This window comes from Stenotrophomonas sp. YJH_SMC_19, from assembly GCF_059367915.1.
The window spans coordinates 135,847-150,048 of the sequence record NZ_JCAFRI010000001.1; the positions used below are offsets into that span (position 1 = coordinate 135,847).

Consider the following 14,202-nt stretch of genomic DNA (forward strand, 5'->3'; position numbering starts at 1 on the left):
CCAAAAATTTGCCCAACAACAATCAATCCAGAATTTAATTTTTAAAATCACATCCAAATTATTATCAATAATAATGCGATCGATCAAACCTGACACCTGTCGCAACCACGTCACCCGACTCAAAGAAGACAGATGTATCCATCCCATGCAGCATCACTGCATAGCCCTTGACGACGCCATCTTCCTCCTGACTTATCCCCAGCACACCACCACGTCGACCAACGTATACAGACCGGGGATCAACGACCTCCACCTCCATGTAGAAATCAATAGCTTCATTCATTTGTGCGTAATCCGTCCATCAAGCGAAATATTAAGATGCGACCCGTCGCGTGTCGCCCAGCCCAACTGCGCCTTTCCAGTTCTGGACAATTGCACATCCCACTCGAAAGCCTGCCCCTGAGTGCGCGACGGACCTTTTGTCCATTCATTACCGAATCTATCCAGATATCCATTATTGGGGCCACGGGGAAGCGGATTTGATGCAGAGTATCCCGATGGAGGAACGTACCTTATTCTACCCTGAGTCGGCAATTCGACATATTTTATTCTGGCTTTTGATGACCAAACTTGTGCAGAACCGACCGACCCAACAGGATTGAATGGCGGTTCATCAAGGTACGCCAATCCGCCACGAGACACCGCGACTTCGCCAGACGACGCGACTGATGCAGGTGGTGCTTTCCCACCCTTGACCAAGGCTCCTCCCTTTGCACCCGCAGCACTTGTGATCAGCGCGAGTGCCATATCCCGCCAATACTCACCACTGGTGAATATATTGGAAAGATCGCCAAACGCCTGACCGGCCTGCCCCCTTAATCCATGCGTAAAGTAGGACCCCAAATCCAGAGCGTAGCCAGGTGCCATGCCCCAAAGCGGCGGAGGCAGTCCAGATACAACGAAATCGTTGTACTCATCCTTCTGCATGATGAGTCGAGGAGTTCCGTCTGACTCCGTCAGCGTGAAGCTGACAGTCTCGCCTGTCTCCTTGTTCTGATTCGCTATGACTTTATAGGCAACCTCATCACTGCTGTCGGAAATAACAACCGCCTTGGTGTTGTCCGACATCTCAAGAATCGTGGAACAGCCTCGCACAGCAGGATTGGCCTTGCAGACATCCAGAGCTTCCAGGTACTGATCCCAGTGCATCTGACGATTGAACTGATCTCCCAGCAGCGCCGTGCCCGCACCATCACTACCACCCACGACTCCGCCCAGCGCAGCACTGGCGAGTTCGATCAGACTGTTGAACTCACCGCTCCGCGGATCCATGCCCTGACCAGTAAGGAAGCGCGTCATTGCCTCCTTGGCCAGCGCAGCACCCGTGGCACCTGCAGCTGCCCCCCCAATATCGCCGCCACTCAGTGCCGCAACGGCAGCGCCTGTCAGGCCGTGCAGCAGGACCTTGTTGCGCCCGCTCTCACCCCACTCACTGATCCGCCGCAGGGCATCGGCCTCGGCCTCGACATCGCCATTGGCGCGCGCAACTTCCAGGTCCACCTTGGCCTGCGCACTCTTCTTGGAAGCCAGATTGCCGACGGCCTTGAAACCGATCTCCCCCAGGATCTGCGTGAGCTCCTGCCGCTCCTGAACCTTCTTCTCGTCGAAGATGGGCGCAAATCCATTGGCGTTGTCCAAACCGGTTACGCCGCGCTGCAGGTCTCCCAGCGTGCTGCTGTCTCCATTTCGAATGTCGATCGTGCCGTCGGCCACGCCGCTTCGCGTGGTGGAGCTCTTGCTGTCACCCGTTGGCAGGCCCGGCATCACCGAGGGTTTGAAGTTGAACCCGTCTGAAGGGCTCCCGCCGCCACTGGTACCGCCACTGATCGAGGCGGAAAGGAACTCCGCCCGGTTCTTGAGATCCTCAACCGTCAAGCTGCCCGTCGACAGCAGATTCTTCGAGGGATCCGCGGTGCTTGCGATGACGGCCCCGACCAGATGCGTGTTGCCCCCCACCTGCAACTGGAAGCCCCCGTCGCCGGCGGCGATTCCCGTCTGCTCTCGGACGCTACGGTAGTCACTGTCAATCATGGCGGCACTGCCGCTGGCACTACCCTCGAAGCCATAGCCAATCGTGGCTTCACCTTTCGCCGCAAGCTGCTGGCTCTTGTATCTATCCGTGTCCTGCTCTGTGCGCACCGTCAGATTGCCCGCGACCTGGCCAATCACCTGGTTGGCAACCAGCTGTGCACCCTGCAGAGTCGTGTCTCCACCACTCGCAAACGTAAGGCGATCCCCGGCCTTGATGATGCTTTCGTTATGGATGGTGCCGTTCCCGTCGGCCTTGCCACGCGCGGCATTGGCACCAACATAGACACCGATCGCAGCACCGCCGCCGCTGCTTCCACTGATCGCAACACCGATCTCTCCACCCTGGGACTGGTTTCTGCTGTCCTGGGCGTAGCGATCCTCGCTGCTTCTGACAACCAGATCCCTGGCAGCCACGAGGTCCACATTGCGACCGGACACGTTGCTGCCCACCACAGTCAGATCACCGCCCGTGGCCGCGATGACCACATCACCATCACTGTGCAATGTGCTGCCACGATGGGTCGTCTGCTCCATCGTCGTTTCCGACTGGGATCGCTGGGTTCCTGCCGTCACGCGGACGTTCAATCCGGCGCCGCCACCGCCATCGCCCGACTGCTGCCCCGCAGCCTGGGCCACCGCAACTGCCCCCTGGGCCGCCTTGTACGCATAAAGCGCCTTGAGGCGATCGTCTTCGACCTCACCTGCACGCTTGGCGAAGGCGTACACGGCGCGTGCACTTTGAATGGTATCAACGGTCGCGCCGCCCACGGCAACATTCAGACCGGACTGCCTGAAGTAGTTCCTGTCGTTGTACTCCGAGTGCTGTTCTGCCGAATCGATACGCACATCCTTGCCAAGCAACGTCATTCCGTTCTTGGAGAGCACATCGGAGCCCCCGATGTGCAGCGTTTCGCCTGCCGTCAGCGTCACGCTGCCCAGCGCACTGCCGACGATGCTTCCTTCTGCGATCGTTTCGGTGAGGGAACTGCTGTTGCCGCTGCTTCGGCTGCCGAACGTAACCCCGAAGCTGCCATTCATCCCTCCAAGCAGCCCGGACTTCTTGCGATCGCTGCTGTGCTGTTCGGAATGACTGGACTCCGCAGCAACAATACTGAGATTGCCCTTGGCAGCCATCACTACGTCGCCGGTGGCCGCAATCTTGGCGCCCTCGGCTGTGATGTCACGACCTGCGCCGATGCTGACCCGCTCACCCGACAGAACCGTGCCAACGGCCAGTACGTCCTGGGTTGCATCGTGCGTTGCGGTACGCGTAGTGGAAGTGAGCCCCCGCTTCTTGCGCTGCGTATCCTGCTCCCAGGTGTGTTCTTCCTGCGCGGACGTCAGATTCACATCACGGCCGGCACCAATGGTGATCGCCTCCTGTTCGCTTCGTACCTCTGCAGCCACCAGATTCACATCACGGCCTGCACTGAGTGCGATTCCACCGTCAGCGGACAACTGGCTTCCTCTCACCGTCTCGTCGCTGCGGCTGGACGTCAGTGAGCTGCGCTTGCCCGCACTGGAGAAATCACGACTCTCACTATCCACCAGCGCCTGGCTGTTGATGTCCCCACCGGCCTGCAATGCCAGACCTCCCGCCGCCTTGATCTGCGCAGCGGCCAGGTTGATGTCCTTGCTAGCGGCCAGCACCACGTCGCCCGCGCCCTCGATGGAGCTCACCGCATGGGTGGTCTGGCTGCTGCGCACATGGTTGCGGTCATCGAAGGTGCTGTCGGTACTTCGTCCCAGGGTCTGGGCACCCAGATCCAGATTGCCTCCGGCAGCCAGCTGGGTGAAGCCGTCCATGCCCGCATTGCGGATCTGCGCCGCCTTCAGGCTGATGTCTCCACCCGCCACCACCGACAGCGCACCTTCGCCGCTGGGGTTGGTCACATACAGGCCGGCCACGCGGTCCAGCTGGGTGATTTCGTAGGCATGCGTGCCACCGTCGCTCAGCGTTTCCACGGTGGACGCCACACTGACATTGCCCGCAGCCTTGACCGACAGCGCATCGGACGCCGTCACCGTCGCTCCGGCGATGCGGATGTCCTTGTCCGACGACAGCCCGACATACTGGCCGGAAATGCTGCCGCCAAGGTGCTCGATGTTGCCTGCATCGATGGTCACCAGCTTGCGGCCGGCGATGTTGCCGGTGTTGACCAGGCCATTGCCCAGCTTGATGTCGACATTGGCGCCGGCCAGCAGTGCCCCCTGCCCGTCCAGATCGCCCGGGCGCAGGCGCAGGTAGACCTGCGGCACCAGCGCGGTGGTGGTGCTGCCATCGGCCAGGGTGACGGTCTGCTCGACCAGCCAGACGATGTCGCTGGTCAGCTGTGCCATCTGCGCTTCGGTCAGCGCCACGCCGGGCCGCAGGCCCCATTCGCTGGCGACCGTGGCACCGGCCTCCAGCAGCGCGCGGTACTGCGCCTCGTCACTGGCGTAGCCGTCGAGGAAGCGGCGACCGGTCAACTGGCCGATCTGCTCACGCACCAGCTTCTGCTCGTAGTACCCATCACCCAACCGCTTCTGCACGGTATCGGGCGAGTAGCCCATCTGGCCCAGCAGGTGGTCCGAGCTCAGCCAGGTCTTGTGGTCGGTGAAGCGCGGATCGGTCTCGACCAGGTACTGGCCGCCGTTGAGATTGACGTTGAACAGGCTGGCGCTCGGCGCGCGCGTGTCCGGTGCGCCCATCGCGATGCGATCCGGCGATCCGCCACTGGCCGCGACTACGCGCGGCCCAGACGTGCCGGTGTTGCCGCTCACGCCGCCGACGTTGCCGCCCTGCTGGGTACCGGCGGCATCGGCCGCCTGTGCCAGCGCGCGTTCGGCACCGGTGCCGGTGGACTGGCCCGGCCCCTGCGCACCGCCATGACCCGGCCCATCCGGCAGCGCCTTGGGCCCCTGCACGTTGAGGTTGGCCATGGCCGAACCGTTCTGCACGTTCGGTGCGTTGCGCCCCTGGTTGAGGTTGCTCAGGTCACCGACATCGATGCTCAACGTGCCGTTGGCGGTAATCTGCCCCCCCAGCTGGCCGATCTTTTCGGAGATGGGCTCGGCGGTCCATTGCGTTCGGGTGCCGTCGTAGGCGATGGAGGTGTTGTTGAAGGTATGCGTGCGGAACAATTCGAGACCGACGTTACTGACACGGCTGTCGGCGCCGTGACCGACGATCTGCAGATTGCCGCCCGCAGCAATCTGCGCGTAGCGGTTGTTCAGCTCGTCCACCGACAGGCGCATGTTGCCGCCGGAACGGATCACCGCATCGGTACCGGCACCGGGCTGCAGCTGGTCCTCATGGGCCACGTGGTGAGCAACGCGCTTTTCTTCATTGAGGCCGTGTTCCTGCGTGTGCTGGCGGCGACCGACGATGGTCGCATCGGGATTGCTCAACGACGCCGGGGTGATGAACTGGATGCAGGTAGTGCTGCAGGTACCGTAGGCGCTGGAGAACGTCAGGCGGTCGTTCTGGTAGGTGAACTTCTCCTTCGACTTCAGCACGTCGAACGGATCGCCGCCCGGCACCTGGTCCGGATTGGCGGCGGTACCCTTGCTCACGTAATAGATCGTGACGGTACCGGTGACCGGATCCATGCGCCAGCGCTCACCGCGCACGTCATAGCCCAATCCACCAGAGCCGAAGAAGAAGCGCGAGGTGTTCGCGGTCAGGCGAACCACCGCCTTGCCCAGGCGGGTGCCGTCCGGAGCGATGTAGGGCTCGTCCTGCAGCACGTCTTCCGGCGCGATGTAATAGAACTCCCAGGCCTTGTAATTGCTGGTATCGCTGACCGTGCCTGCGGTGTTCTTCGAGTTCTTCTGCCACGCCGCCACCATCATGTTGACGGTAGTGTCGATGGTCTTGACCTGGGTCGGGGCGATCGCCACGTTCTCGCGGATGTTGTTGACCGCCTGCGCATCGATGGACAGATTGCCGCCCACATCGATGACCGAGCTGATGTTGTCGATCCGCCCGGCAATGCCGCTGGCGATCCGGTCGGCGCCGAGCGCGCCACCGATGGCCGCATCACCGCCGCTGTAGATCAGGCCCTTGCCGGTGTTCTGCAGTTCGCGCACGCCCAGGTCCAGCCGCTCGCGTGCGGCCACGGTGCCGACGCGGGTGGCACCACCGGCCTCTTCGGCGCGGTTCTTCAGCACGCCGGTGGAGATCGCCACGTGGTCACCGTAGATGCGCCCGGTGCCGAGATTGTCGATCTCGCCGGCCTCCAGATGCGTCAGCGCGCCATCGATCAGGCCGCGGTTGGTCAGCTGGCCACGGGCATTGAGGTGGGTCGTACCCTGGCTGGAGATCTCACCCGAGGCTGCGTTGATGATGTTCTGGGCGTTGAGGCCGAGGTTGCCACCGCGCACGATACCCTGGTTGTCGAGGTCGCCGGACAGGTTCAGCGACAGCGTGCCGTTGGCGATCCATTCGCCACGATGGCGCATGCCCTGCTGCAGGGTGAGGCCGAGGTCACGCTGCGCATGCACCTGGCCGTCTTCGCTGAGCGCACGTGCCACCAGGGTCTGGCTGCCATCAGCGCGCAGCAGGCCACCGCTGTTGGCGACGTTGTCCGCCTGGCTGTCCAGGTTGCCGCCGGTGCTGATCACGCCGCCGGTGTTCTGCAGCTGGCCGTTGATCTGCAGCCGCGCACTGCCATCGGTGACGACCTGGCCCTGGCTGTTGTCCAGCCACTGTGCACCGAACTGCAGCTGGCCCGCCTGCAGCCCATGCGTGCCGTCGCCGCCACGGGTGTTGCGGTTGTCCACGCTGGCGGCCGTGAGGGTCAACCGCTGGCCGGCCGCGATCGCGCCGGCGGCGTTGTCCAGGTGCCCGTCCAGGGTCAGGTCGAGGTTGCGTCCGGCCTGCACGCGACCACCGGCATTGGCCAGGCTCGACGCCTGCAGCGAAAGATCCGCAGCGCTGGCAAGTGTTCCACCGGCACTGTTGTCAACGCGGGCCAGCAGCAAACGCGCATCGCCTTGTGCATTGACTGCGCCGCCACGGTTGTCCAGCACACCGCCTTCCAGCTGCAGCTTCCCGGCCGCCAGCAGCCCACCGCTGCCGGCCGTGAAACGGTTGTCGATGTCCTGCCCGGCCGTGTTGATGGTCAGGTCGGCCGCCGACTGCACGCGACCGCCCTGGTTGTCCAGAACGCCACTGTGCACACTCAGCGCGCCCTTCTGCGTACCCAGCGTGCCGGCGCGGTTGTCCAGCCGCTGGCCGCGGGTCTCGATGTCCAGCTGGCCACCCAGCAGCGTGCCCCGCTGGTTGTCCAGGCCGTTACCCTGCAGCTGCAGCCGTTCGCCGGCCTGCATCGCGCCGTCGCTGTTATCCACGCCTGCCGCCGTGGTCACCGTCAGGTCCTTGCCAGCGACCAGGGTGCCGTGGCGGTTGTCGAGACTGCCGGCGTCCAGGGTCACCGTGCCGGTGCTGGACAGCAGGCCCTGCTCGCCATTGTCGAGACGACCGTCAACGCCCAGCACCAGCGTGCTACCGCCCGCATGCACGGTGCCGCCCTGGTTACCAAGGCTGGCCGCGGTGACCGTGCCGGCACCGCCGAGCAGGATGCGGCCCTTCTGGTTGTCCAGCGCCTGGCCGATCGCCAGCGTGGAGTGCCCGGCGCCTGCGCCCTGCAGCGTGCCCTGCGCATTGTTCAGCTGCTGCGCGATGACATCCAGCGCGCCATTGCTGGCGAGCGAACCGCCGCGATTGTCCAGCACACCCTGTACGCGCAGGCGCAGCGCATCTTCACCGGTTGCGGTGAGCGTGCCACCGGCGGTGGTCAGGGTGCCGGCGCTGATGGCGACGCGACGCGCCGAGGTGGTCGCTCCACTCAGATCGAGCGAGGCGCCATCCAGCACGAAGCTGCCGTTGCTGAGCACGCTGCCGCCCTTGCCCAGCAGGGCCTGCGCCGAGACCTGCAGCTGGCCGCTGCCGGCGTGCTGGATCCTGCCTGCACTGTTGTCCAGCGTCCGGGCCAGCAGGGTCAGGTCGCCATTGCTGGCCAGCGTGCCTCCGGCATTGCCCAGCGCCGCCGCCTTGACGCGACTGGCGCCTTCGCCGCTGGCGATGATGCGGCCACCGGCGTTGTCGAGCGTGGTGGCCTCAAGGTCGAAGCGATCGGCGCCCAGCGTCGCGTCACGATGATCCACGTCGTCGGCGCGCAAGGTCAGTGTGGCCGAGGAGACCAGCGTGCCCTTGCTGCCGTCCAGGCGGCCGGTGGTGATGTCCAGGCCCTGGTTGCCGGCCTGGCGGATGCTGCCGCCACTGTTGTCCAGCCGTGCGGCGGCGATCGTCAGGCGGTTGGCGTTGCTGGCGATCGTGCCTTCGTGATTGTCCAGCGCACCGACGATCTGCAACGTGCTGTCGGCCGTTCCGGCGCCGCTGAGCGTGCCCGTGCGGTTGATCAGTTCACCGGCCTGCACATCCAGTGCCCCGTTGCCGGCGATCGTGCCGCCACTGTTGTCCACGCGCTGCGCCACGTGCAGCCGCAGCGCGTCGCTGCCGGTCGCGCTGAGGTTGCCGCCGGTGTTGTCCAAGCGCTGCGCATCGATGGCAATGCGCTCTGCCTGGGTAGTGCTGCCGGCCCCCAGCAGCAGGTCGCCGCCCTCAAGTTCCAGCGCCGACTGACTGAGGATGCGGCCGCCCGCACCCTGCAGGCTGTCGGCGCGGATCTGCAACGTACCGCCGCCGGCGTGTTCGATTGCACCGCTGCGGTTGTCCAGGCTTGCCGCCTGCAGCCGCAGATCACCGGTACCGGCCAGGCGGCCGCCGTCGCTGTTGTCCAAGCGCTCTCGGGCCTGCACCTGCAGCGCGCCGCTGCCTGCCGCCAGCACCTTGCCGCGCTGGTTGACCAGGCCGCCAACCTGCAGCTGCACCTGGCCATTGCCGGAGATGCCGCCGCCGCTGTTATCCAGCGTGTCGCGCACCGTCAGCGCCACGCCCTGCGTACCGGCCGACTTCAGCGTGCCCTTCTGGTTGTCGATGCGACCGGCGTCGATGCGCAGGCCGCCGTTGCCGACGATCTGGCCGCCCTGGTTGTCGAGCGCATCGCGTACGTCCAGTGCCAGCTCCGAGACACCCTGCGAGACGATCTGGCCCTGGCGGTTGCGCAGTGCCCTGGCGTGGATCTGCACACTCTGCGCCGACGTCGTACCGCCGCTCACATCCAGCTCGCCGCCGGACAGCACCAGTGCACCGTTGCTGAGCAGGCGCCCCTCGCTGCCATGCAGCGTATTGGCCTGCACGCTCAAGCTCCCGGTGCCAGCCTGCTGCACCAGGCCCTTGCTGTTGTCGAGCGTGGTCGCGGTCACTATCAGGTCGCCGTTGCCGGCCAACGTGCCACCTGCGCCGTTATCCAGGTTCGACGCCTTCACCGAACTGGCGCCGGTTCCGAGCGACAGCAGGCTGCCGCCGCGGTTGTCCAGCATGCCAGCCACGATGTCGAATCCCGCCGCACTGAGCGCACCGTTGCGCAGGTCGGCGCTGCCAGTCGTCCAGTGCAGGCGCCCCACCGTGCTCAGCCGTCCACCGGGACCAGCCCAGTCACCCGTGTCCAGCGTGAGGCCACCCTCACCGGCATGTTCAATGCGGCCACCGGCATTGCCGACCTGGCCTGCTTGCAGCGCCAACTGCGCGGCGTTGGTGGCCAGCAGGCCGCCGTCATTGTTGAACAGACCCTGCACCGTCCACGACGATGCCGCCTTGCCGGCGTGCCGCAGTTCACCCCCGCGGTTGTCGAGCGACTGCGCATCCAGCCGCAGGCCGCCGGCTACGCTCAGCGCACCCTTCTGGTTCGACAACAGGCCCACATGCAACGCGGCATCGCCATGCACCTGCAGCGTGCCGCCATCATTGCGCAGCTCGCCCCCAGCCTGCAGCGCGCTCACTCCCAGGCGACCGCCGCTGTTGTCGAGTCCGGCACGTGCGGCGAGCGATACCGCACCACCATTGGCGATGCTGCCGCCGTCATTGTCCAGCATGCCGGCGATGGCGATCAGGCCCTCGGCCATCGGTACCACTGGCGAGGTCGGCGTGCCGGTCGAGCCGCCGCCGGTACCCGGCGTCCCCGTACCCGGGGCACCGGTTCCCGGCGTTCCTCCGCCGCTGCCCGGCGACGTGCCGCCCCCTGGGCCACCGCCGTTGCCACCGGACGCGACGGCATCCAGCGCACCCAGCAGACCGTTGCTGCGGTTGCGGGCCGCTTCGGCCTTGAGCGCCAGCGCCTGCACACCAGTCTGTTCAATGGTGCCGCCATGGTTGCGCAGGCCCTGCGCCTCGACCTGAAGGCGCTGTGCGTTGAGCTTGCCGCCGCTGTTGTCCAGCGTGCCGCCGGTGGTGATCGCAACCTCGCGCGTGGCGGCGATGGTGCCGGCATTTGCAAGATCACCGCGCGCCTGCAAGCGCACGTTCTGCAGCGACTGCAGTGCGCCGGTGTTTTCCAGGCGGCCGTCCACCGTCACCACCAGCTCACCGGCCTGCGCGCCGATGCTGCCGGCATTGCGCACGCCCACGCCGTGCTCGTTGCCGACCAGCCAGATCTTGTTGGCGAACATGCCGCCGAGAGCGCCCACGTCCAGCGCGAAGGTCGGTACCTCGCCATTGGCCGGGATCAGGCTGGCCTGGCTGTGGTCGGCATTGACCACGTTGTTGCCCAGCGTGACCTGCAACTGGTTGGCCCAGATGCCGGCGTTGACCTTCAGTGACCGGGTGATCAGGTCGGTGTAATCAGCGCGGCTGGTGTCCAGGCCCGCTCCATCGATCTGGATCGCACCACCGGTGACGCGGTAGCCCTCCAGTGCCCCAGCACCCGTGAACATCGGCGTGCCGGTGGTCAGGGTCACGCGGCTGGCGTTGAGGAAGCCGCCGCCGTTGACCTGGATGCCGGCCGGGTTGGCGATGATCACCTCGGCGCGCTGCCCGGCCACTTCCACGTAGCCGTTGAGCCGGCTTGCCGGACCATTCACTTCATTGAGGATGACCCGCGCACTGCCGGTGGCAAGCCACGGATTGCCCTGCACCCAGCCACCCAGCTGCGTCTGCACCTGGCCGCGGGCGTTGTTGAGGATGACGCCCTCGCGTCCGACATCGAACTGCGAATAGCGGTTGCGCGACACACCCGCCGCCGACGGCGTGGTGATGTTCACCATCGGCACGCCATTGGGGGCCGTCACCATCGTCGGCCGTTCACGGCCCGGCGCATTGGGGTCGGAAATGATGCGCGCATCGGACTGCGCCAGTGCAGGGGTTACCATGCTGACCCAGCCCAGTGAGCACATCAGTGCGAAGCCCAGGGGCGACAGCGCGGCGCTCTGCCGACCCGGCGCATGGCCGACCAGGCCACCGCCACCCTTCACCAGCTCCGACGCCACCTGCCAGACGCGCAGCGCGCGGTTGAAAACCAGACGATAGATAGTGTTCATGTCACGTGTCCTTGTGGCAGATCAGTAGCGCCAGGCCAGGCTGAAGCCGAATGTGGTGTAGTCGGTGGGGAAATGGGCGGGCTTGTGCAGTGCCGAACCGACGAAGCCATCCCAGGAAAGCTGCTGCCAGCCGCCGCGCAGGCCCAGCGCCATGCCCGCCAGGTCACGGCCGGACTGCCACTGCGCGGATGGGCCGCCGATGCGGCCGTAGTCGGCGGCGACGTAGAACTCCTGGCCACCGCCGATGCCCAGCGAAAGATCGTTGCGCAGCGACCAGCCGCGCTCACCGCTGAGCGAGCTTTCACCATCGAAACCGCGCACGGTATAGCGGCCGCCGATGGCGAAGCGGTCCTGTGGCGAGAGCGGCGTGCGGTTCCACTGCGCCCGCCATGCGGCGGTGTAGCGCAGGCGCTGCCTGCCCAGCTGGAACGGCACGCTGAACTGCGCGTCGGCGGTGATCAGCTTCATCCGCGAGGTCCCTTCCAGCGGCAGCGTCGGATCCCACTGCTGCGCCATCTCTTCTGGCGAGCGCAAGGCGTGGAAGGCCCCCGTGCCACGCCTGTAGGCCACGCTGGCATCGAGCGTGGCGTTGCCGATGAACTGCTTGTGGGTCAGGCCCAGTTCCCAGCCCGCGGTGCGGCGGCGCTGTACTTCGATCTCGGTATCGTCGATGTAGTTCTTCGACTCTCGCTGCCAGCCGCGCGCGTAGGCGCTGAACTTGACCTTGGCATTGCGCAGCAACAGCCGGTCTACCCGCGCTTCGGCGTTTTGGCTGCGGCCGCTGTAGTCATAGCTTTCAAAGGCACCCACCACGTTCTGGCTGTAGTCGTAAGCGCTGGCGGTGGCACCGAACAGCCAATACCCGTAGGGCACGTCGTAGTGCGCGGTCCAGCTGTTGGTGTCCTTGCCTCGGCCATTGAACACGCCACGGCCGGCGCTGATGTAGAACAGCTCGTTCAGGCCCAGCGGATTGTCCAATGACAGCGTGGCATTGGCCTGCAGCTTGCCGGTGCCGCGGCTGCCGGCATCGTCCAGGGTGACGCTGGCGCGCACCGGTGAGCGCTGCGTCCAGTCGATCTGCAGGTCGCTCTGGCCTGGCGCCGCGCCCTCGCCGTCGGCCGGCGCGATCTTGATGTCGGCGCTGACGGTGGGCACGCGCTGCAGGTTCTCCAGCCCCTGCTCGATGTCGCGCAGGTTGAGCAGGCCGCCGCTGCGGATCGGCAGTGCATTGGCGAGGGCCGGATGCCGTCCCTGCGGGTCGGAGAACACGGCCTCGCGGAACCGGCCTGGCACCACCGACAACGTCAGCGTGCCCTGGTTGAGGTCCTGCGGTGCCGACAGCACCCGCGTGGTGACATAGCCGCGGGCGATGATCGCGTTCTGCACGCGCTTCATCACCACGTTGATGCCTTCGGTCCCCAGGCAACGGCCTGTGGCCGGATCGTCGACCGGGTCGGCAGCCGCCAGTGCCCAGCCGAAGCGCTGGCTGTCCTCGCCTTCCAGCACGATGCGATCGATGCGCACGCAGGGGCGCTCCTGCGCCGGCAGGCGGTCGCCCTCCTTCTGCGCGTTCTGCTCCAGGCGGACGTCGGGGCGTTGTTCCTGCTGCTCGCGCAGCACGCGTTCGCGTTCCTGTTGCCTCAGCAGTTCCTGCGCGGCTGGATCACCGGTCTGCTGGGCGGCAACACCGAAGGTCATGCCAAGCAACACCACCCACCCACCACCACGGCACGCCTGTCGTGCCTGCTTCTTCCCTGACCGCACAGTGTTTTCCTGATATTGATGCAGGCCGTCAGGCGCTCTGTCCGGAAAAGGACAATGCATCGACGTGCCGGCTTGATTCGGGTTTGCCGACGCACAGGCGACAGCACGCCGCTACGCGAAGCGCAGAAAGGCGCAAAGGGTATCGGCCGCCTCAGGAACTTCTATAGGAAAGATTGCAAATTCAGTCGACTGCGGGGCAACACGCCGCAAACGCCCAGGACGCTGCGCGTTCGGGCCATGGCGCGAACCCTGGTCCTACAGCACGCCAGCTTCCGCCTGCTGACGCTACAGTCGCCGCATGACCATCGTCCTACAGATTGAAGGCGCCGCCATCAATGACATCCCCAGCCTGTACGCGGAGATCAACCGCGTGTTCATGGCCGGCGAGAACTGGCAGCTCGGGCCAAGCCTGGACGCCCTGGATGACCTGCTGCATGGCGGCTATGGGGTGTTGGCCGGCCACAACCGGGCCACGGTGATCTGGGGTGATATCGAGCACAGCCGCGCCGCACTGGGACGAACTACCACATGTCAGTGGCTGCAGTCCAAGCTGGAAGCCCCGGGCACCTTCAATAGGCGGACCATTGCGCTCCAGCTGGACGCCCTGCAACGAGGCCAGGGCCAGACCTACTTCGAGATCGTAATGGAGATCTTCGCAAGCCACCGGCAGATCACCCTGGTTCCGGCCTGACTGTGTGCTCCGCACGGGCAATGCCCACCAACCGCAGCGGCGCCCACCGGCCCCAGCAGTTACCATGGACGGCCCTGTACCCGCTCCGCTGCCGCTGCCGCCCGGCGCGGCCGGACGCCCTGATCCACGAGTCCCATGTCAAAAGACAAGTCCGCCGAACACACCCCGCTGATGAAGCATCAGGGGCGTATGTATTCCATCTATATGTTTTTGTGAGCCTTTTCCGAGAACTTATCCATTGAGGGCCACCATCGCTACACCACCACTACATAGCCCTTGAACCGTGGCCCGGCTTA

Annotated in this window: 4 protein-coding genes; 1 reads left to right on the forward strand and 3 read right to left on the reverse strand. The window is 65.3% G+C overall.

What is annotated here, in order from left to right; translation table 11 throughout:
- Positions 1-64: 64 nt before the first annotated feature.
- Genes AC5P5R_RS00595 through AC5P5R_RS00605 form a run of 3 tightly spaced genes read right to left on the reverse strand, consistent with a single transcriptional unit; the run spans position 65 to position 13,149 of the window.
- The gene (locus AC5P5R_RS00595; protein WP_099497533.1) at positions 65-283 is read right to left on the reverse strand and encodes a hypothetical protein; all 219 of its coding nucleotides are present in this window, start codon (positions 281-283) and stop codon (positions 65-67) included.
- Entirely contained in the window at positions 280-11,451 is an 11,172-nt protein-coding gene (locus tag AC5P5R_RS00600) for a hemagglutinin repeat-containing protein (protein WP_164281471.1), read from the reverse strand. Before AC5P5R_RS00600 ends, AC5P5R_RS00595 begins: the two co-directional genes overlap by 4 nt.
- A gap of 21 nt (positions 11,452-11,472) precedes the next feature.
- Complete coding sequence (locus AC5P5R_RS00605; protein ID WP_240458863.1) at positions 11,473-13,149, reverse strand: ShlB/FhaC/HecB family hemolysin secretion/activation protein; 1,677 nt, start codon at positions 13,147-13,149, stop codon at positions 11,473-11,475.
- A gap of 364 nt (positions 13,150-13,513) precedes the next feature.
- Between AC5P5R_RS00605 and AC5P5R_RS00610 the strand changes: the two genes are divergently transcribed.
- Entirely contained in the window at positions 13,514-13,906 is a 393-nt protein-coding gene (locus tag AC5P5R_RS00610) for a barstar family protein (RefSeq protein ID WP_164281469.1), read from the forward strand.
- Positions 13,907-14,202 lie beyond the last annotated feature (296 nt).

Excerpts from the sequence above, each read along its gene's own strand:
- AC5P5R_RS00595 (WP_099497533.1), bottom strand. The coding sequence starts at position 283 with ATGAATGAAGCTATTGATTTCTACATGGAGGTGGAGGTCGTTGATCCC.
- AC5P5R_RS00600 (WP_164281471.1), bottom strand. The coding sequence starts at position 11,451 with ATGAACACTATCTATCGTCTGGTTTTCAACCGCGCGCTGCGCGTCTGG.
- AC5P5R_RS00605 (WP_240458863.1), bottom strand. The coding sequence starts at position 13,149 with ATGACCTTCGGTGTTGCCGCCCAGCAGACCGGTGATCCAGCCGCGCAG.
- AC5P5R_RS00610 (WP_164281469.1), top strand. The coding sequence starts at position 13,514 with ATGACCATCGTCCTACAGATTGAAGGCGCCGCCATCAATGACATCCCC.